Genomic DNA, 21,762 nt, shown 5'->3' on the forward strand with positions numbered 1-21,762 from the left:
CATGAGAACCGGTTTTTTATTTGATATCTATCTTTCGATTTTTTTACTTCACAATCACTTTATAAGCTTTGTCACCTTCTACTGAAACGATCACAACGCCTCTAGCTGTCTGAACAGATTCATTATCAGATGAGATAAAGCGAGAACCGATTGTCTGTCCCAAAATGTTAGACAAGGTAACTTTCTTGCCACCAGCATTACGGATCTGGAATTCACCATTACCACCGATCACTTTGATAGTAGTCGGAGCTTCGATAGATTCGTTGGCTACAGGAGATGGAGCATCTGCTAAAGAGAACTCCACACCTGTCGTTGACATAACAACTACATTATCAGCCACTCCCAAATACATTGGTTTCACTTCTTGTGTAATGTCACGGTTCATTTCTTGATAACTTTCCAAACGATAATTTCCGCTTTCTGTTACTTTCAAAGCCCACAGAGCTGGATTCTTCTTGCTTTCCTTCATCGTCTCAATCGTATCATTTGCAATGAAATGTACACGATAATTATCCTTTGTATCAACCAATGAAGAATCACGACCGGGAACCATGTAGTAGCGTGTCTGTACTGCTTCTGCCTTAGCAGCCTCGTTAGCCATTACAGTTGTAATGAAATACAACGGCATTTCAGCTGTTGATGCCTCCGATTTGATCAACTTCAAACTGAAATTATCTTTTTCATACGTTGATTTCAAGATTTCTTGCCCTTCCGACTTCAACTCAGCAAACAGGTTTAACGTATTCATCGTCAACGATTTTGCATCTGAAGTAAAACGTTTATGACCTGTTTCAAACGTACCGTATTCAGGAGCATCTACTTCGACAAAATTGAAGTATGCCGGAGTTTCCGTCAATACTATATTAGAAGAAGAATAATCAGCTGTTACAAACTTACCTTTAGCATCACCTTCCACGACTTCCAAATTATACTTACCACCATCAACATCTGTATTGAAATGGAATTCAGTAGCCTTCGTGAAATCAGAAATCTTCATGCTCTTTGCCTTTGTGTCATAAGCCATATATTTATCGCTGAATTGTGATTTCAGTTTATAGGTAACGATATTAATTTCATCACCTAATGCCTTAGCACCTCCTGCGTCTGTAGTATCAACAGCAACCAGTTTGAAGATAACAGCTTCTTTCGCATCACCCGCTTTAATCTGGAGAATTGAATCGGCAGTCATAGCATACGTATTGCTTGTTTCAGCACCGGCAGGAGTCAAATTCAATACATAACCCTTATTGGCAATATCATCTTTTGTGAAGTTAGCAGACCCCAGGAACTTGTTGTCGAAATCCACTTCCTGCGGTATCACAATAATAGAGTCTGCATTACCACCGAATGTATAAGTATTTTCCATTCCCTGAACGGCGAAAACTTCACCTTTCAGCAATAAAGATGTATTACTCTTACGGTCTACAATGCTATACATACCATTGTCTTCTTTAATATACCACTGTCCTTCCGGATGGTTGACAGACGGAGTGCCGGTCATCGCTACCAAATCTTGGCCATCTCCTGTAAGATATTTACCACCATTAACACCTTCACTTGCACTCTTCAGGAAGTAAACTCCTGTACCTGATGCGATTTGAGCAGGAGTTCCTTTTGCTACAGAGATAAAAGGAGCTTCGCCGTTTTTCGGATCATTATCATTTGTTGATTTCCTTTCAGACACAGTCAATACCTTCTTATTACCCACCTGAGCGAATACAACACGCGCTAAATCATTAGAAGACACTAAAGGCTTCTTATTAACCTCTGGTGCACGATAAACAAACATTGCCAAAGAATCATTCTTTAAGTCCACCAAGAACTTAAACTGTTGAAATTCTGCATTACCCACTGTATGCAAAGCTGACTTTGCGTAGGTTGAATCCAGTTTAAACTGAGCACCATATGCACCTGTAGCACTGGTTATATCAGTTTTAAGCGTATCAACACCTAAATACTTTGCGATACCGCCTTCGAAAGACTCGTCGCCTTTCACCTGTAATGTAACAAAAGTGTTTTTATCCTTATCCGTCACATCCTTCGCAATCAAATCTTTTCCGGAGAAAATATCTCCTTCATATTCGCTTCCGAAAGAAAGACGGAAGGTGCTAAAGCTTTCGCCAAGTTCTGCAGCCTTCAATGCATACGCAGTCGCTGGAGCTTTAACAACCAATGTAGTTTCCTTTGTTTCATTAAAAACAATACCTTCGTCACCTTTTTGCAAAACCATTGACTGGTCGTCCCAATGAGCACTGATTTTACCATCTTTGAAGCTCCATTCAGAAACACCTTCTGCCAATACCGGCTTAGCTTCGCTTGATTTAGCAAAAGATAAAAGAGCCTTTGTCTTTTTGTTTTTAAACTGATATATGATATCACCACTTGTTTCTGTTCTTACTTTTGTAATCTCCCACAGAGCAGAGTCAATAGCAAGTTTGGAAGTTCCCAAATCTTCTTTTTTGATAAATACAACAGAGTCTGCCTTATATCCACATAAAGACAGATAGTATTCTTTGTTTGCATCACTTGTCGTCAAGCGATAGTAATTACCTGAAGTCCAACCCTTAGAATCGACTTGGTCTCCTTCTGCCGCACTTACCGTCAACGAACTTACCGCCATCAAAGCAGCGGCTAATAGAGTAGATTTTTTATTCATATATTATTCCTTTTTGGTTTATACATATAATTAATACTAGCTACAAAGATATGTTTTTTTCAATTTGTAAGAGTTATAACAAACACTAAAGATACTTATATTCACGTATATTGTACAAAACTACCTGTTTTAATGCCAACATGTTTCAATCGCTATTAAAGCGCCGTTTATACGAACACAAAGAGAAAAGACAACCTTTTTATGGCTAAAGCATAAACTTAGTCAACCACCTTTATATAATAGACTCCCAACAGTCAACCCAAAACTGTCTTTCGTAGACATGGTTAACTCAAAAGTGTTTCACCTAGGAGAAACACTTGTTTCATCAGGAAGAAACATTTGTTTCATTAGGGTGAAACACTTTTAACTACCTTAAAAAGCTAACAAAGGTTTCCTTTCCCCAATAAAAAGGCTTACCTTAGTGCCGTAATTCAAAAAATATGGTAACAGAAGAATTAAACAGACTCTACTACGAATACACCGGTTCGCAGGCCGAAGATATTACCGAACTTCCTTCATCCGGCTCTAACCGCCGGTATTTCAGAATATCAGGTCCGAAAACATTGATCGGAGTCAGTGGCTCTTCTCAGGAAGAGAACAAGGCTTTTATTTATATGTCGGGATTTTTCAAAGGAAAAGGCATTAACGTACCGGAAGTTCATTTCCATTCGGACGATTATTCCTTCTACCTGCAAGAAGATCTGGGTGACACCATGCTTTTCAACGCCATAGAAAAAGGTCGCAAAAGCTGTGTATTTGATGAAGAAGAACGTCGTTTGCTGCATAAGACAATCACGCAGCTTCCTTCTATCCAGTATGCCGGAGCCGATGGATTCGACTACAGCATTTGTTACCCGCAACCGGAATTCAACGAGCGTTCCATCCTCTGGGATTTGAATTACTTTAAATACTGTTTCCTGAAAGCGACAGGCATGGAGTTTCAGGAAGACCGCCTGGAAGATGATTTTCTGAAAATGAGCGATGTCTTATTGCAGGACACCTCTCCCACTTTCCTTTACCGGGATTTCCAGTCGCGTAACGTCATGATCAAAGACGGTGAACCCTGGTTTATCGATTTCCAGGGAGGACGGAAAGGGCCCGTTTACTACGATGTCGCCTCTTTCCTCTGGCAGGCCAAAGCCAATTATCCGGAAGATTTGAGAAACGAACTGCTTGCCGATTATTTGCAGGCATTACAAAAATATACCGACGTGGACGAAGAACATTTCTTCCGTCAGCTACGTCATTTTGTGTTATTCCGTACCTTGCAGGTTTTGGGTGCTTACGGCTTCAGAGGATACTTTGAAAAGAAACCGCATTTTATCCAAAGTGTACCGTTTGCCATCAACAACCTGCGGCAGTTGCTGAAGAACGACTATCCGGAATATCCATATCTGTGCTCCGTCCTGAGAGAACTGACCGGACTGACACAATTCAGGGACGATATACAAAAGCGGATGCTGGAAGTCAAGATCGTCAGCTTCGCCTATAAAAAAGGTATACCGAACGATCCGAGCGGAAACGGCGGTGGCTTCGTATTCGACTGCCGGGCGATCAATAACCCCGGTAAATATGAACGATATAATCATTTTACAGGACTGGACGAGCCGGTGATCCGTTTTCTGGAAGAAGACGGAGAGATCACGCAGTTCCTCGAACACGTATACACCATTGTCGATGCTTCGGTGAAGCGTTATCTGGACCGTGGTTTCACGAACCTGATGATCGCCTTTGGTTGTACCGGCGGACAGCACCGTTCCGTCTATTCGGCACAACACCTGGCAGAGCATCTGCATGCCCAGTTCGGAGTAAAAGTAGACCTGACCCACAGGGAACAAAATATAGAACAAATCTTTGACGCAATATTATGAAAGCTATGATTTTTGCAGCCGGTATGGGGTCCCGCCTCAAACCGATGACTGACAATACACCAAAAGCATTGATACCAATAAATGGAAGACCAATGTTGGAGCATGTGATCCTGAGACTGAAGGATGCAGGGTTTCATCAAATCGTTATCAACGTCCACCACCTGGGAGACCAGATCATCGACTTCCTCGCCGCAAATAATAATTTCGGCGTTCAGATCCATATTTCTGATGAACGGGATTATCTGCTCGACACCGGAGGCGGAATAAAAAAGGCAGCCAAATTCCTTCAGGGAAATGAACCTTTCCTGGTACACAACGTGGATATAATGTCGAACGTCGACTTGAAAAAGTTATACGATTGCCATCTGGAAACCAACCCGCTTGCCACCCTGCTGGTCAGCAAGCGCAATACATCGCGTTATCTCCTGTTCAATAAAGAGAACCGATTATGCGGCTGGCGTAACCACGAAACCGGCGAAGTTAAATCTTACTATCCCGATTTCGATCCTAATCAATATAATGAATATGCTTTCAGCGGTATCCACGTGCTATCGCCTCAGATATTCGACTGGATGGAAGAATGGACAGGTAAATTTCCGATCATTAATTTCTATCTTTCGATCTGTGCCAAGACCAATATCCATGCATATGCAGCTGAGAACCTGCGGTTATTGGACATAGGGAAACCTGATGCGCTGGCTAAAGCGGAAGAATGGATGAAAAATTTATAAGGAAAGGGTGGCTTTAGACGGAAAAGTTGTCAGACAATTCTGACTAAGGCCATCAATAACGGCAGATAGTCTTTCAGTTCGACACGGAGAAGTTTCAGGGCTTGCTGAATGCGGTAATCGACTGTTTTAGAAGAGACATTCAGTTTTTCTGAAATCTCATTATACGTCAGATTCTGAAATCGGTTCATTTCAAACGCTTCCCGATAGCTTTCCGGCAAACGGGACAAAGCTGCTTCAATATTCCTCGCGAGTTCTTCCACTACGTAAAAATCGGGATCTTCATACTGAGCCTGCATATTCACGGACAGGGTTTCGACTATCCGCTGTTTCAGTTCGTTCCGGTTGATCAATGTCAGGCATCTGTTCTTTACAGCTTTGAACAAATAGTTTTTGGGTGACGTTTCTATCACCTGCATAGAGCTGTTCTCCCAAAACCAAACCATGACATCCTGCACGATCTCCTGCCCGTCATTAAAATCGACAAACCGTTTGGCATACGCACATAATAAAGGATAGTAACGCATAAACAATACATCAAAAGCCTTCACATCACCCGCCTGGATTCTTTGAAAAAGAACCTCGTCATTTGTATTATCCGTGAGTGTTGTCGAAAGCATATAATGGTATGTTAATTCCTGTAAGACTTATGTATGTATCCGTGCAAAAATAGTATTTTTAAACCTATTGACCTATTACAACCCGATTAAGTTTTTAGCAAAACCAAACAAATAGAAAAATTTATTATAAAAAAGTGCATTTTCGTTTAGGAGGTTTCTCCGCTCGTTAGTCTTAATTATAAAAGAGACAAAATGGATACACAAAAACATATAGATGAACAACATCTTCTGGACTATTTTTCCGGAACACTCGCACCTGCCCAAAAGCAAGAAGTCGAGTCCTGGATACAAGAATCAGAGGAAAATAAAAAGATGGCACGAGATATCGAGTATATCTATTTTGCCACGGATACGCTCAATACTATTAAATCGGTAGACTCTACCCTGGCATTGGGAGAAGTGAAGGAGAGGATTAACAGAAAAGGGAATAATAAGCATTCGTTCATTTTCTGGCTGCAACGGATCGCCGCTATTCTCGTTATACCTTTATTGATCAGCACGCTCTACTTTGCAACTAAACAAGATCCGGTCGAATTCATCGAAATCAGAACGAATCCGGGTATGGTCGCAGCCGTTAATCTTCCTGACGGAAGTAAAGTGTGGCTTAACTCCCGCTCTTATCTGAAGCATCCGCAAAAGTTCACAGGAGATACACGGAGCGTTGAACTGGAAGGAGAAGCTTATTTCTCCATACAAAAAGATAAGTCGAAGCGATTCATCGTCAACACACCATTTAACCTGAAAGCCGAGGTTTTAGGTACTGAGTTCAATATGGAGGCTTACAAAGAAAGCAACAAGGTGATCACTACTTTAGTCTCCGGTTCCGTCAGACTCTCATTCCCCAATAAGGATAACACGGAAGAGACGCTGATCATGAAACCCAATGAAGAAATCTCCTATAATTCGAAAACAAAAGGCATTAGCCAGAACAAACCTTATCTTCCCACACTAACAGCCTGGAAAGACGGCTTGGTTATCTTCAGGAACACGACTTTTGAAGAAGCGTTGAAAATATTGAATAAACGATTTAATACCGAGTTCATCGTAAAGAATGACCTACTGTATGAAAACTCGTTTACCGGAACTTTTGACGGACAACATCTTCATCTTATACTTGAACATTTCCGTTTATCATCGGGTATTCAATATAAGTTTGTCGACCCTGAAACAGGAACAGATAAAATATCAGAAAAAACTATTGTTGAACTCTATTAAAATCACAGAAGTATGAACAACCTAAATTCAAGTACTAAAATGAAAACATTCGAACCTCCCTAAACAAAACATACGGGAAAATATTGGCGTATTTCCCCGTATGAAAACCTACTGTTAGCTTGTTTGGCGACAAGCTGCCAGCAAATGAATTTTTTTAACTCTAAAATCACTTACAAATCTATGACAAATTATTTTAGCATCCAACACTTCAGGATGGTGAATTCATCGTTTATTATCCTGAAAAAAATACCATTATGTATGAGACTCACCGCAATAATGTTATTTGTATGCATCGGACTGGCATATGCCTCCGACAGTTACAGTCAATCTGCAACATTAACTCTGAACGTTAATAACAAGACAGTACAAGAGGTCTTGGACGAAATTGAAAAACAATCTGAATTCCATTTCTTCTACAACAACAAACAGGTAAATACCAACCGTGTCGTTTCCATTAAAAGCAACAAGAAGAATGTCTTCAATGTATTGGAACAATTATTCAACGGAACGGATATCAGTTATAAAGTTTTGGAGAAAAGTATTATCCTATCTCACAAAGAAGTGCTTAGTGAAGCAACCATACAACAATCGATTAAAAATATCTCAGGGACAATAACTGATTCTAAAGGAGAACCGATCATCGGGGCTAATGTGATAGAGAAAGGGTCTACCAACGGAACTATCACGGATATAGACGGAAAATTCAGTTTGTCTGTACCCAATAAAGCGATATTAGTCATTTCCTATATCGGATACGTCACCAAAGATATACAGGTAGGAAGTAACTCTGTTTTCAATATTCAGCTTGAAGAAGATTCACAGAACCTACAGGAAATAGTTGTTACGGCTTTAGGCATCAAACGAGAAGAAAAGGCATTAGGATATGCCGTGCAGAAAGTCAGCGGAGAAAGTCTGAATACAGTAAAATCAGTTGATGTAGGAACTGCTTTAACCGGAAGGATCGCAGGTCTGAATGTACAAAACAGTACAGAATTCAATCAAGCACCCAAACTTCTTTTAAGAGGTGAAGAGCCTTTATTAGTAATCGATGGAGTGCCTTATAACAATATGGAATTAAGTGATATCGCTTCTGACGATATTGAATCGGTGGACGTATTGAAAGGGGCCACAGCTTCAGCCCTCTATGGAGCCAGAGGCGGACACGGTGCAGTGATGGTCACAACTAAAAGAGGAAAAGAAGAAGGATTAAATATCAGTGTCAACAGTAACACAATGTTCAATGCCGGTTATTTAAAATTACCGAAAGTACAGACATCTTATAGCTCCGGAGGTGGTAGTACCTATGGTGTAGGCGATTACGTATGGGGAGATAAACTGGATATAGGACGTACGGCAGAACAATATAATCCTTATACTTACCAATGGGAAGAGCAGCCGCTTGTCTCAAAAGGGAAAAATAATCTGAAGAACTTCACCGAATTGAGTTTAGTGACAAACAACAATATCAGCATTACCCAAAAAGGAAAATACGGAAGTGTCAGAGCCTCTTTTACCCATGTATACAACAAAGGTCAGTATCCGAACTCTAAAATGAATAAGATCACTTATTCCGTTGCAGGAGATATGAAATGGAATGATTTTTCATTCGAAGGAGGAATTACCTATAACAAACGTCTGGTTCCGACAGATATGGGTGCCGGCTATGGCGGAGGTGGCTTTCTTTATAATCTATTGGTTTGGTCGGGGGCAGAATACGACATCCGGGATTATAAGAACTATTGGGTAAAAAAAGATGTACAACAAAACTGGATGGATAAGAATTGGTATGACAATCCTTATTTTATCGCCAACGAAATCACGCAATCCAGTTACTATGACATTGTTAATGGCTTTATGTCTGCCACATACGATTTCACCTCCTGGTTAAAATTATCTATTCGGTCCGGTATCGACTCTTATTCAGAAAAGAAAGAGTGGCAAAATCCAATCAGCGCTCTAGGAGGATGGAGCAAGAAAGGATATTACGGATTAAAAAGATTGGGAGGTTTCAGTATAAACAATGACGCTATATTATCAGCCAATCATACTTTCGGAGATTTTGCTGTAGATGGTTTCGTCGGTGGAACAATCTATTATCTTCAAAATGATAATGTATTGAATGAAACACAGAACGGACTGACAATTCCAGGTTTTTACTCATTAAAGGCAAGTGTAGATCCGATCAAGGTGAGTAGCGAATATAAGAGAAAACAAGTAAACAGTATTTATGGAAAAGCATCTGCATCCTGGAAAAGTACGGTATTCGTCGACGTGACAGCCCGTAACGACTGGTCGTCGACCCTGAATAAAGATACACGTTCTTATTTCTATCCGTCCGTATCAGGAAGTGTCGTATTATCACAATTCATTCCTATGCCGGAACAGATCAATTTCTGGAAAGTAAGAGGATCGTGGACACAAACCAAAAAGGACCTGGATATTTATGATACAAACAATACCTACACTGTCGAAACAAATGTATGGGACGGATTAAATTCCGCTTATTATCCGGAAATGTTGAGAGGAACAACAGTGAAACCCTCTGCTTCCCGTTCTTACGAAATCGGTACAGCTTTCAGCTTATTCCAGAACAGGTTAAGAGTAGATGCAACCTATTATAATACATTATACTATAACCTGACAAGCGAAGCCAAGATCAGTCCGACCAGCGGATTTGAAAAAACATTGATCAATATTGAAGAAGAGCAAGTCAGAAAAGGCGGGGAAATCACTCTATCGGGTGACATCATCAAAACAAAAGATTTTGAATGGAACTCAACATTCAACTGGTCTATGGACCGATACTATTATGCCAAAGTGGATCCGGTATATTCTTCTCAGTACCCGTGGGTAAAAGCCGGAGAACGCTGGGACTGGATAGATGATGTATACGATTATGAACGCGATCCGCAGGGAAATATCATTCACGAAGCCGGATACCCGGTACTGAGCAAATACAAATCAGTTGTAGGCTATTCAAATCCAGACTGGATATGGGGCTTTTCCAATACAGTACACTACAAAGGATTCACGCTGAATGTGACCTTCGACGGACGTGTCGGCGGCAAGGCTCACTCTGTTACCGACCAGGCACTTTGGAATTCGGGAGCACATATTAAGTCTGACAACAAATGGCGTTACGACGAGGTGGTAAACGGTAAGAAAAATTATATCGGTCCTGGTGTAATGATCGTATCCGGAAGTGTTGATTATGACTCTAATGGTAACATCACCCGCGACGACCGCGTATTTGCCCCTAATAACAAAGAGGTTTCCTACGAAACCTATACATTAAATTATAACCCGTATATCGGTTCGCTAAGAACTCAGAATATCTTTGATCAGACATTCTTTAAACTGCGTAACTTATCGCTTTCATACACTTTACCCAAAAATATCTGCGGAAAAGCCGGAATGAAAGGAGCTACTATCGGATTCGTAGGACAGAACCTCTTCCTTTGGACGAAAGAGTTTAAATACTCTGACCCCGACAGAGGAGAAGAAAAACTGAACTCCCCCTCTATGCGTTATCTTGGATTCAATGTTAAATTAGACTTTTAAAAAAGATTGAAGATGAAAAAATTAAATCAATATATTATCTGTTTATTTTTACTCCATGTCTTTCTGACATCCTGTAACAATTTTGACGATATCAACACCAATCCGAATGCTGCAAATAATGCGACACCGGCACTGTTGGCAACCAAGTTATTGCTCAATATCACTAAAACAGGAGGAAGTAAAAACTTTGTATACGATAATTTCCTCAGCAAACAACTGGCTTGGGGCGAAGGGATGGAAAGTTATCAGTATAACTGGTTCGAACGCACTGATTTTACCGATTACAAAGTGCTGACAAACTGCGCTAAAATGGTCGAACAGGCATCCGATGATCAAAAAGATGCTTATCAGGGACTTGCCTATTTCATGAAAGCATACAAGCTGTTTTACTTCTCACTGGAAGTAGGAGATATTCCTTACTCGGAAGCATTGCAGGGCGAAGTAGATAACATCAAACCCAAATATGACACTCAGAAAGAGGTGATGCTATCTATCCTTGACGACTTGGATAAAGCCTACGAATCGTTCTCCCTGGCAAATAATTTCGAGGGAGATCCTATCCTGAAAGGGAACACAGACAAGTGGAAAAAAACGATCACCGCTTTCCGCCTGAAAGTACTGATCAATTTATCCAAAAAGGAATCTGATCCCGACCTGAAAGTGAAAGAACGCTTTGCCCGCCTTGTTTCATCAGCTACATTGATGGAGTCGAATGATGACAATTTCCAGTTGGTTTATGCCGATAAAGCAAATCAAGTATATCCATTCCATAACACACAAACCAAACATGCCGGCTATTCCATTATGTCCAGCACAATCATCGATGTGTTTAAAGAATATAAAGATTACCGCCTGTTCTATTATGCAAAACCAGCCAAAGTAAAAACAGACGAGGGTATCGATGCTTCCGAGTGGGATGCTTACATCGGTATCAATCCCGCCCTGCCGTTCGAAAACATTAAAAGCGATTATTCCAAAGGTAAATTCTCCGGATTAAATGCCCGCTATACCGACCTTCCTAGTGGAGAACCTCTCATCAGGATCGGATACGCGGAACAAAATTTCAATCTGGCAGAAGCTGCTTTACGCGGATGGATTTCCGGAGATGCCTCTGTTTATTATAAAAAAGGTATTGAAGCCAGCATGAACTTCATAGTCGACAAAACTCCGGACGATGTAAAATACCATTATGGCAGAAAGCTGACTCCTGAAGTAATAAGCGACTATCTGCAATCGCCTGCTATTCAGCTAGGAAGTGATAAAGAGGATAACATCAAAAAAGTATTGACCCAGAAATACCTGGCTTCCTTCCTCCAGCATCCGTATGATGCGTACTACGACTACCGCCGTACCGGTTATCCGGTATTACCGATAGATCCGAATACGAATCTGAATACAAACAAGAACACGATTCCTTTGCGTTGGATGTATCCGATGACAGAATACAGCTTTAACAAAGAGAATGTTGATGAAGCCGTAAAGCGTCAGTTTAACGGTGTGGACGATATAAATAAAGCGATGTGGATTCTACAATAATTGAAGAAACGGAATGAATATAAGATACTATTTATTAACATTGATCCTGTTCACCTTTACCATAAGCTCTTATGGTAAAGGGAGACAGATCTCTGTCCTGCAAATGAATATCTGGCAGGAAGGGACCATGGTACAGGGCGGATTCGATGCCATCGCCAACGAGGTGGTCCGCCTTAAACCCGATATTGTACTACTCAGTGAAGTGAGAAACTATGACGGGAAACAATTTATCCCCCGCATCCTTCAAGCGATCAAGGAAAGAGGTGAAGAATATTATGGAGAAAGCAGCACACTGGATGTCGGCATACTTTCTAAATATAAGATTACAGACCAACATCCGAATTATCCGTTAAAGAACGATGCCGGTTCGGTACTGAAAGCGACAATACAGATCGGAAATAAGACAGTTGTCGTCTATTCGGCCCATCTGGATTATACCCATTATGCCTGTTACCTGCCGAGAGGTTATAGCGGAACAACCTGGAAGAAACTCGACAAACCTATTCTTAATAACGATGAAATTCAAAAAGCGAATAAAGAATCGTTGCGAGATGAGGCAATCGAAGGGGTAATCGTTGATGCGATGAAAGAAAAGGCGAAAGGCAACCTCGTTCTTTTAGGAGGTGACTTCAATGAACCGTCGCACCTGGACTGGATGGAAAACACAAAGGATATACGGGACCATAACGGAACTGTGATCCGTTGGGATTGTTCCGTTCTATTAACAGAGAACGGTTTTAAAGATGCTTTCCGTGAGATTTATCCCGACCCTGTCACCCATCCGGGATTCACATTTCCCTCTGACAATACAGGAGTTGGAACTGAGAAATTATCGTGGGCTCCGGATGCCGACGAAAGGGACAGGATCGATTTCATCTATTTCATTCCTGACAAACGATTAAAAGTGAAAGGTGCTTCGATCGTCGGTCCCTCCAAATCTATTTTGCGGGGAAAACGTGTGGAAGAGGATAGTAAAGACAAATTCATCCTCCCGGCAGGAATATGGCCTACTGACCACAAAGCGGTACTGGTCACATTCGACTTAAAATAAACGACACGAACTATATTAACCTTATATTATAAAATATTATTAAGGGATGGGAGAAATCCCATCCCTTTTTCACACAAAACAGTTACCTTTGAGGGTATAAAACACATTATTCTAAGTATCATGAAATATTTATTTATCCTATTCTTCCTTTATTCTACATGGATCACATCTGTTGCACAATCTACTCCCCGTAATCTAGCCCTTCACCTGGATGGAAAAGACAATAACGTCCGTACCGGCATCGGTTTCCTGACTGGCTCATGGACCCTTGAAGCGTGGATCAAAGGTGATGATAATTCATGGAAAGACCTGGAAGTCATTTTTGGAGGTGGCGAATATAGCCTGACAAACAGGGCGGATTATCTGCCGTTGGTCATTGAAAAAGGAAGGCTTCATAGCACTTGGCCCGATCTATGGTCGGAAGAGATATTGGATGATCAATGGCACCATGTAGCAGTAAGCTGCGATGGCGTTACCACCCGCCTTTTTCTGGACGGAAAAATTGTCGACAGTAAAACAACAGCCATGTCGGTTCTACCCGGAGCATTGGGAGTAAATGAAGGTGAACCGACCACTTTCGGAGGACTACTGGATGAAGTTCGTATCTGGAACTCAGCCATACCGACAGAAACACTGAAAGAATGGATGGGCAAACCCTTAGAACCTAATCATCCTCAATTTAAAACACTGGTTGCATATTACAACTTTGACGATGGTATAAAAGATGTTTCAACCAACTGGGTGGGTAAAGGAGACCAGGCATACCATATCCGAAACGGAAGAAATCAATATAAAGGATCCAGTCCCATGGCATATACGATGGTCAATGACAATCCTAAATTCATTCAACCCGTTAAGCAACAAGAATTATTCAATGCTGTTGTGATAGACAGCGAATGGGATGTGGATCAGGGAAGTTTTGATGACCAGATTCTTAAACTTAGAATTGCCGTAACCGGAGATCAAAAACCATTACGCTTAACTGAGCTAGAACTTGATTTGTCCGATGTAACCGCATTATCGGACTTATCTCAGATACATATTTATCATACGGGGAAAACAGCCCGGTCAGGTATTAAAACAGAGCTATTCGGCCAGGGAGAAACCCCTAAAAAAAGAATGGTATTCAAAGATGAGCAAGGTGCTTTGACATTAACACCCGGCATCAATTACCTGTTAGTTACAGCAGACATAACGGAAAAGGCCCATGTCGGCAATAAGATCAAAATATCCGTTCCTTCTTTCAAGCTGGGAGAAACAACTTATATACCGGAAACAGGCGAAAGAAACATTGATAAAAGGATCAGTGAAAGTAGTAAAAACAACCCCGGTATTATAAAAGTCCTGCAATGGAATATCTGGCATGGAGGCAATCATGTCGGAGATGACGGTCAGGCACGCATCATCGATCTTGTGAAAGCGACAAATGCTGATATTATCACTATGCAAGAGGGGTATGGCAGTCAGAAACGTATTCAGGATTCATTGGGATATTATATGCAGACACCGTCACTACAAGACAATCTCGTTCTTTTCAGCCGATATCCTATAACAGAGATACCGACAAAAAAAACATTCAATTCCAATCCTGTTAAATTAACACTGCCCGGAAACCGTCCATTGTTAGTCAATGCCTGCTGGCTGCGTTATGCTTATCAACCGGAATATTCCTGTAACTATCCTTGTATCGGACATAATACCTCAACATGGGTTGCAGAAGATGCCGCCCGGGGATTGGAGGACATGAAATACATTCTGGAAAAAGATACAAAGCCCTACCTGACAGAAGATGATATGCCTATTATCATAGGAGGCGATTTCAATTCCTGCAGCCATCTGGACTGGACCCAAAAGGCAGCCCCTATCCATTTTGGCTACGGTCCTGTTCCTTTTCCTATCTCCTTATATATGCAGGAAGAAGGGTATAAGGACAGCTTCAGAGAAATAAACCCGGATGAAGTGACTCGTCCGGAAGGAACCTTTGCTGTTATTTACGGTCATCTGCAAGTTAGTCGGATCGACTTCCTTTATTATAAAGGGAACAATATCCGCGCTGTCTCTTCCAAAATCATAAAAACAACACCGGAGATAGACGACGTATGGGCTTCCGACCATGCAGCAGTCCTGACTACATTTGAACTGACGCCTCCTTCCGACAAATAATACATTAAACTAAATACACATGAAAAAAAGATTATTCTTATCCGTCATCGCCTTACTGAATCTGATGACAATGAATGCACAGGTACAGCCTGTACAACCTAAATTAACGGACGACCAGTCATTCTCCATGATCTTGTTGCCCGATCCCCAAAGCTACATCAAGTTCGATGTCAACCAGCCGTTGTTCGAACTGATGACCGCATGGACAGCCAACAACAAAGAAAGATTAAATATCGAAGCCGTCCTATGTACCGGCGACCTGGTTGAACAGAACGAAATCCGTATACCGGACGGCGTGAACGGCAACCAGACCAGCGAAGAACAATGGAAAGCGGCCTCGCAGGCTTTTGCCCGGTTGGATAATAAATTGCCTTACGTCATCTGTACCGGCAATCATGACTACGGATACGAAAAGTCGGAAAACCGCTTATGCCGTTTCCCAGCCTATTTCCCATCGGAAAGAAACTCCTGCTGGAGAAAATCACTGGTAGAAGTGGGAAACAACTATCAGGATATCCCTACGCTTGAAAATGCAGCATACGAATTCGACACGAAGACCTGGGGCAAAATACTGGTTATCTCCCTGGAGTTCGCACCACGCGACGAAGCCATCGAATGGGCAAAGACTATCACCGAAAAGCCGAGGTATAAAGATCACAAAGTTATTCTCCTAACCCACTCTTATCTCGCCTGGAACGGCAAACGCCACATAAAAGAGAACTACAAAGTATCTCCGGCTAATTACGGGGAAGCCATTTGGCAGAAACTCGTATATCCCTCTTCCAACATCTGTATGGTGATCTGCGGCCATGAATGCGAGATAGCTCCTTTCAAGGACAATGTTTCTTTCCGTGTGGATAAAAATGCTGCCGGCAAAGAGATTCCACAGATGATGTTCAACGCCCAGACGGCCGACGGTTTCTGGCATGGCAACGGTGGCGACGGCTGGTTGCGTATCATGGAATTTATGCCGGATGGTCAGACAATTAAGATAAAAACGTTCTCCCCACTTTTCGCTATTTCGCCGACAACAGCCGATAAATCCTGGAGAACCGAGTCGTACGACCAATTCGATATTACTATAAAATAATGATAAAAGAAGCTATGATAATTAGATATTCGTACCTATTTTACATACCTTTGATGTACTAATACAAAATTAAACACATATCATGAAAAAAAGAAACTTATTACTTTTTCTGGTTTTAACCATTTTCACCGTTAGTTCGGCTTTTGCCGCCAAACCAAAAGCAAAACACGTAGTCTGGATCGGCCTTGACGGCTGGGGAGCTTACAGTGTAGAAAAAGCGGAGATGCCCGTCACTAAACAATTTATGAAAGACGGTTCTTATACGTTGAAGAAACGTTCCGTACTGCCATCTTCCAGTGCTGTGAACTGGGCCTCTATGTTCATGGGTGCGGGCCCAGAGATCCACGGATACACAGAATGGGGATCAAAAACACCAGAACTGCCTTCACGCGAACTAAATAAACACGGCATTTTCCCGACAGTTTTCCAATTGCTTCGCGACGCTCAGCCGGATGCGGAGATCGGTTGTCTTTACGACTGGGACGGTATCAAATATCTTGTCGATACCCTGTCTATGAGCTATCATGCACAAGGTCCCGACTATAACAAACAACCGACCGTATTATGCGAAATGGCCGTTAAATACATCACCGAGAAAAAGCCGACCCTTACAATGATCGCTTTTGATAATCCGGACCATGTAGGACATGCCGACGGACACGACACTCCCGCTTACTATGCTAAAATCAAAGAGTTGGACGGTTATATCGGCCAGATTGTCGACGCAGTAAAGAAAGCCGGCATGTACGATGATACGATTTTCATCATCACAGCCGATCACGGTGGCATCAACAAAGGACATGGCGGCAAGACTATGCAGGAAATGGAGACTCCTTTTATCATCGCCGGTAAAAATATCAAAAAAGAATATTGCTTCGATGACATCAGCATGATGCAGTTCGACTGCGCTTCTACCGTTGCTGAAATCTTCAACCTGAAACAACCGCAAGTTTGGATCGGACGTCCGATGCCGGTATTTAAATAAATAAATGATGAAACAGATATTATTTAGCATGTTATTCCTGTTGGGCGGCTTACTGAACGGTAACGCCCAGCAACCGTCACTGAAATTCAATAAAGACGGAAAATTCAAGATCGTACAATTTACGGACGTACATTATATCCATAACAATCCGAAATCGGCAATCTCTGTTGAAAGGATTAATGAGGTATTGGATGCAGAAAAGCCGGATCTAGTACTCTTCACCGGTGATGTTATCTACGGAAAACCTGCCGAAGAAGGTATGCGCACCATACTCAACCTGGCAGCCCAACGCAAAATACCTTTCGGTATGACATTCGGTAACCATGATAACGAGCAAGGACTGACACGTGCGCAGCTGTTCGATATTATCCGGACAATCCCTTATAACCTGACCGACTCAGTAAAAGGTGTATCCGGAGCCAGCAACTACATCCTGCCGATCAAATCGTCGAATGGAAATAAAGATGCAGCCGTACTTTATTGTATGGACTCTCATTCGTATTCACAGATCGAAGGGATCGGCGGATACGATTACATCAAGTTCGACCAGATTCAATGGTATCGCGACAACAGCACTAAATTCACAAAGCAAAACGGTGGAACGCCGGTTCCTTCATTGGCATTCTTCCACATCGCTTTACCGGAATACAATCAGGCTGCATCTGACGAAACTGCTATAATGGTAGGAACACGTAAGGAAAAGGCTTGTGCACCACAACTGAACTCCGGCCTGTTTGCTTCCATGAAAGAAATGGGAGACATCGAAGGCGTATTTGTCGGTCACGACCATGATGACGATTATGCCGTTTACTGGAAAGGTATCTTATTGGCTTACGGCCGTTATACCGGTGGCGACACGGTTTATAACAATCTGACCAACGGTGCCCGTGTGATCGAAATGACAGAAGGAGAAAAAGGTTTCAAGACCTGGATCCGGCTGAAAGATAACGAGATCATCAACAAGGTGAATTATCCTTCGGACTTTATCAAGAAGAAAGACTGATACGCCATTGCGTCATAAAACAAAAAAGTCCTCTCTGCTTGATGCATGAGAGGACTTTTTTTGTTATATACTATCTTATTCCGGCTTCAGCACCACTCCCAAACTCTTCTTTCCATCCATCTTTATGACGATCGGTTTGTCGAAACGAACATGGCGCAGATATTCCGTATCCTCAACAGCCGGTAAAGCATTCAGATACGCCTCATCGAACCAGCCGTCGCCTTTGAACGGATTGATTGTGAAGTAACCGACACCGAAGGAGGTCAGGTTCTGAAAGAAATGCGTTCCCTGGCTCGGGTCGACACGATAGTTCTCCAGGCCACATTCCACTATCACACGAGCATTGCTGATATGCGGCCATTTTACCGGAATACCCAGCCAGGAGTCGCTGCTGCCCCAACGTCCGGGACCAACCAAGACATAGTTCTTCTCCTCTTCCGTGAAACGACGGTTCAGCTTCTCTATCTCATAAGCAATCAACTGATTGTTTGAAGAATTGAATGCACCGCTCTTCACATAGATAATATCCTGTACATCCGTCACGATGCCATGCCCCAACACGCTGGTTGAAGAAAGAATCGTTTCCTCATTTTCAACCTCCGTCAAGTCCTCATCCATGATCTCTTTGTTATCGACGATCGGGCGGATCTGAAGCAGATAGAAAGTAGCCTTGTCGTGATTGGCAGGATCGACATTTACGGCAAACTCTATCTCGACCGGACGACCCATCTCTTCCTGACCGATACGAAGCAACTCATCCAGCGTCCTAGCCAGCGGGAATACATCGTGCTGCAGGATATTGACAAAAGACAATATCTTCCGTCCTCCGGGATAATAACCGTCACGGATAATCTGATCATACGGGTCGTAGGTTGATACGATATATTTTAAAGAGCCGTCCGCATCCGCATCTTTCAGGCTCAGACGCAGGAGGTTAAAAGAATCATCGATAGAGAACTGCTGTGCCAGGTTCTCCAGATCGAGCGCATAGAAGCGGGTTTGCGTCTCACGAAGCGCGAAATCCATCGAACTCATCTGCAGGATACTGTGCGGATGGCGCGGAGAGAAACGCAATGTCTGACCGCCGTCCACAATATATTTACCCAAGCCCAAAGCGATATTGGCAATACCGTCTTCCGCCGTCTCGTTGCCGATCGGATAGAAATTAAGTGAACGCGCCACACCGGAAATGGTCGGATAGAAATGATCGTTGTAACGGTTGCCGACTACTTCCTGCAGAACGATCGCCATCTTCTCCTGGTCGATCAGGTTGGACGTGGCAGTCATATACGCCTTGCTGTCCCTGTAAAAGACAGAAGCATACACCGCCTTGATCGCATCGCTCAGCAGGCGAAGCATTTCATATTTATCTTCCAGCCGCGGAACCATATAGGTAGAATAAATTCCGGCGAACGGCTGGTAATGCGAATCCTCCAGCAGACTGGACGAACGGACGGCTATCGGGCTTTTCACCACATCGAAGAAAGCCATCAGGTCATCGATCAGACTGGCGGGCAGACTGGCACGAAGGAAGTATTTCAGAATCGTATCGTCATCCGCATCGCCCAGCGCAACAGGCAGAAGCTCGTTCGTCTCCATAAACTCATCGAAGATATCGGTACAGATCACCACTGTCTTCGGGATATTCGTATTGAAGTTCTCCGTCTCCAACTTCGGATAGCGTTTGACCATCGCCCCCATAAAGGCAAGACCTCTACCCTTTCCTCCCAGCGAACCGTCGCCGATACGGGCAAAGTTACTGTACTCGTCGAAACGATCCTTCTGATAGATAGCCACCACTCCGGAGTTCTTCATCCGGCGATACTGCACGATCAGGTCGAAAATCAGCTTGCGCGCCTCATCCATATCTTTATAATCGCTCACATCGACTCGCTTCAGAATCTCAGCCGGCGGGAACATGGCACGCGAATAGAAGAAACGGGAGAAATGATTACGCGAAAGATGATAAACCAGTGAATCGTCCGGAATCTGATACACTTTCCTCTGCAAGTCCTTCAAATCCTTGATACGCATAATCTCTTCCTTCGTCTGCGGATTAAGTATCACGAAATCGCCGAAACCAAAACGCTGCATAATCTTCTTACGCAGGTCCTGTGGGTAACTCTTGGAGTTCTTGTCGATAAACGACGCTCCCAGCTCCTTCGCATATACCTTATTACTCGATTCAGAAGACTCAAGCACGAAAGGAATAATCAGCCCTGTCTTACGAACATACTGCCCGAACTTATACCCGGCATAAGGATCTTTCACCCCATTGTGCATAAAACTCATATCCGACACAATACCGAGCATATTGTCCCGATACTGGTCAAAAATACGAACGGCCTCTTCATAAGTTCGCGCCAGCTTGATTTTTGGACGACCGCGCATACGGAGCGTCTGCTGGTGACCGTTCAACGCCTCTTTAGCAAACATCTGGCTCTGCTCCAGTACAAACTTATATAAATGTGGCAAAGCAGAAGAATAGAAGCGTATGGAGTCTTCCACCAGCAAGATAATCTGTACGCCGACACTTGCCGTATCATCCGGTGCATTCCACTTGTCTTCAATCAGTTTAATAATAGCCAGCAACAGTTCGGCATTGCCCAGCCAGCTGAACACGTAGTCGATCGCGCTCAAATCTTCATTGGCGATACGCTTGGAAACCTCCTTCGAAAAAGGAGTCAGCACCACGATAGGGATATTCGGATAATGTATCTTGATTTCCTTTGCCGCCGCAAAAATATCACGGTTATCCATATTCGGCATACAGATGATCAATTCAAAATTACGATCTTTCAATTCGGCAAGCGCCTCCTCTTCCGTCGTCACCTGGGTAAAACGGGGAGGATAACGAAGACTGAGTGAAGTATATTCATTAAATATCTGTTCATCCACCCGTCCGTCGTCCTCCAACATGAAGGCATCGTATTTCGTGGCAATAAGCAGTACATTATATATACGCTTATTCATTAGATTGGCGAATGATGTGTCTTTAAACACAAGGTTCTGAAAGTCCGGTATTCCGCTCATAACGATTTCATAGAATTATTGCGCCCAAATGTAAGGAAAAAATCACTTGGGATGCCGCCTATTGGCATTTTTCTCCCTATATTCTATCATTTTCCTGCTTACATTTTAATATTTAACTCCCTTACTTTTATACTTTCCGGCAAGCTTGAAATTAATTTGAGGCTAGCTCAAAATTAATTTCGTCCATGCTAAAAATTAAATTCGAGCATGCTCAAAAGTAAAAAAAGTCATGATTCGAATATTAAAATAT

At 42.6% G+C, this 21,762-nt stretch carries 13 protein-coding genes; 10 read left to right on the forward strand and 3 right to left on the reverse strand.

What is annotated here, in order from left to right; genetic code table 11:
* Positions 1-43: 43 nt before the first annotated feature.
* The gene (locus tag DXD68_RS06475) at positions 44-2,656 is read right to left on the reverse strand and encodes a DUF6383 domain-containing protein (RefSeq protein ID WP_122360830.1); all 2,613 of its coding nucleotides are present in this window, start codon (positions 2,654-2,656) and stop codon (positions 44-46) included.
* A 440-nt stretch (positions 2,657-3,096) separates the two neighbouring features.
* Between DXD68_RS06475 and DXD68_RS06480 the strand changes: the two genes are divergently transcribed.
* Together DXD68_RS06480 and DXD68_RS06485 are read left to right on the forward strand one after the other, a co-directional pair.
* Positions 3,097-4,527, forward strand: a complete 1,431-nt coding sequence (locus tag DXD68_RS06480; protein ID WP_122360831.1) for a phosphotransferase — start codon at positions 3,097-3,099, stop codon at positions 4,525-4,527.
* Positions 4,524-5,258 (forward strand): nucleotidyltransferase family protein, encoded by a 735-nt coding sequence (locus DXD68_RS06485; protein WP_122360832.1) that lies wholly within the window; start codon positions 4,524-4,526, stop codon positions 5,256-5,258. Before DXD68_RS06480 ends, DXD68_RS06485 begins: the two co-directional genes overlap by 4 nt.
* A gap of 29 nt (positions 5,259-5,287) precedes the next feature.
* On the opposite strand, the gene DXD68_RS06490 is transcribed toward DXD68_RS06485, so the two are convergent.
* Entirely contained in the window at positions 5,288-5,875 is a 588-nt protein-coding gene (locus DXD68_RS06490; RefSeq protein WP_122360833.1) for an RNA polymerase sigma-70 factor, read from the reverse strand.
* 192 nt (positions 5,876-6,067) lie between these two features.
* On the opposite strand from DXD68_RS06490, the gene DXD68_RS06495 reads away from it, so the two are divergent.
* The 8 genes from DXD68_RS06495 (at position 6,068) to DXD68_RS06530 (ending at position 18,479) form a co-directional block, all read left to right on the forward strand.
* The gene (locus DXD68_RS06495) at positions 6,068-7,090 is read left to right on the forward strand and encodes a FecR family protein (RefSeq protein WP_122360834.1); all 1,023 of its coding nucleotides are present in this window, start codon (positions 6,068-6,070) and stop codon (positions 7,088-7,090) included.
* 258 nt (positions 7,091-7,348) lie between these two features.
* Positions 7,349-10,651, forward strand: a complete 3,303-nt coding sequence (locus DXD68_RS06500) for a SusC/RagA family TonB-linked outer membrane protein (RefSeq protein WP_122360835.1) — start codon at positions 7,349-7,351, stop codon at positions 10,649-10,651.
* Positions 10,652-10,663: 12 nt separating this feature from the next.
* Positions 10,664-12,187 (forward strand): SusD/RagB family nutrient-binding outer membrane lipoprotein, encoded by a 1,524-nt coding sequence (locus DXD68_RS06505; protein ID WP_122360836.1) that lies wholly within the window; start codon positions 10,664-10,666, stop codon positions 12,185-12,187.
* Between the two features lie 13 nt (positions 12,188-12,200).
* Positions 12,201-13,238, forward strand: a complete 1,038-nt coding sequence (locus DXD68_RS06510; RefSeq protein WP_122360837.1) for an endonuclease/exonuclease/phosphatase family protein — start codon at positions 12,201-12,203, stop codon at positions 13,236-13,238.
* A gap of 120 nt (positions 13,239-13,358) precedes the next feature.
* Entirely contained in the window at positions 13,359-15,401 is a 2,043-nt protein-coding gene (locus tag DXD68_RS06515) for a BNR-repeat neuraminidase N-terminal domain-containing protein (protein ID WP_122360838.1), read from the forward strand.
* A gap of 19 nt (positions 15,402-15,420) precedes the next feature.
* Entirely contained in the window at positions 15,421-16,491 is a 1,071-nt protein-coding gene (locus DXD68_RS06520) for a metallophosphoesterase (RefSeq protein WP_122360839.1), read from the forward strand.
* 82 nt (positions 16,492-16,573) lie between these two features.
* Positions 16,574-17,476 (forward strand): alkaline phosphatase, encoded by a 903-nt coding sequence (locus DXD68_RS06525; RefSeq protein WP_122360840.1) that lies wholly within the window; start codon positions 16,574-16,576, stop codon positions 17,474-17,476.
* Between the two features lie 7 nt (positions 17,477-17,483).
* A complete protein-coding gene (locus DXD68_RS06530) occupies positions 17,484-18,479 on the forward strand; it encodes a metallophosphoesterase family protein (RefSeq protein ID WP_122360841.1) in 996 nt (331 codons plus the stop codon).
* 75 nt (positions 18,480-18,554) lie between these two features.
* Here DXD68_RS06530 and DXD68_RS06535 read toward each other — a convergent pair whose 3' ends face one another.
* On the reverse strand, positions 18,555-21,512 hold the full coding sequence (locus tag DXD68_RS06535) for a PEP/pyruvate-binding domain-containing protein (RefSeq protein WP_122360842.1): 2,958 nt from the start codon (positions 21,510-21,512) through the stop codon (positions 18,555-18,557).
* Positions 21,513-21,762 lie beyond the last annotated feature (250 nt).

This window comes from Parabacteroides sp. TM07-1AC, from assembly GCF_003480915.1.
Classification (GTDB): domain Bacteria; phylum Bacteroidota; class Bacteroidia; order Bacteroidales; family Tannerellaceae; genus Parabacteroides; species Parabacteroides chongii.

What these genes read in the sequence shown, in the direction of transcription:
- DXD68_RS06525 (WP_122360840.1), top strand. Translation starts at nt 16,574, where the DNA reads ATGAAAAAAAGAAACTTATTACTTTTTCTGGTTTTAACCATTTTCACC.
- DXD68_RS06520 (WP_122360839.1), top strand. Translation starts at nt 15,421, where the DNA reads ATGAAAAAAAGATTATTCTTATCCGTCATCGCCTTACTGAATCTGATG.
- DXD68_RS06475 (WP_122360830.1), bottom strand. Translation starts at nt 2,656, where the DNA reads ATGAATAAAAAATCTACTCTATTAGCCGCTGCTTTGATGGCGGTAAGT.
- DXD68_RS06490 (WP_122360833.1), bottom strand. Translation starts at nt 5,875, where the DNA reads ATGCTTTCGACAACACTCACGGATAATACAAATGACGAGGTTCTTTTT.
- DXD68_RS06500 (WP_122360835.1), top strand. Translation starts at nt 7,349, where the DNA reads ATGAGACTCACCGCAATAATGTTATTTGTATGCATCGGACTGGCATAT.
- DXD68_RS06495 (WP_122360834.1), top strand. Translation starts at nt 6,068, where the DNA reads ATGGATACACAAAAACATATAGATGAACAACATCTTCTGGACTATTTT.
- DXD68_RS06510 (WP_122360837.1), top strand. Translation starts at nt 12,201, where the DNA reads ATGAATATAAGATACTATTTATTAACATTGATCCTGTTCACCTTTACC.
- DXD68_RS06530 (WP_122360841.1), top strand. Translation starts at nt 17,484, where the DNA reads ATGAAACAGATATTATTTAGCATGTTATTCCTGTTGGGCGGCTTACTG.
- DXD68_RS06535 (WP_122360842.1), bottom strand. Translation starts at nt 21,512, where the DNA reads ATGAGCGGAATACCGGACTTTCAGAACCTTGTGTTTAAAGACACATCA.
- DXD68_RS06505 (WP_122360836.1), top strand. Translation starts at nt 10,664, where the DNA reads ATGAAAAAATTAAATCAATATATTATCTGTTTATTTTTACTCCATGTC.
- DXD68_RS06515 (WP_122360838.1), top strand. Translation starts at nt 13,359, where the DNA reads ATGAAATATTTATTTATCCTATTCTTCCTTTATTCTACATGGATCACA.
- DXD68_RS06485 (WP_122360832.1), top strand. Translation starts at nt 4,524, where the DNA reads ATGAAAGCTATGATTTTTGCAGCCGGTATGGGGTCCCGCCTCAAACCG.
- DXD68_RS06480 (WP_122360831.1), top strand. Translation starts at nt 3,097, where the DNA reads ATGGTAACAGAAGAATTAAACAGACTCTACTACGAATACACCGGTTCG.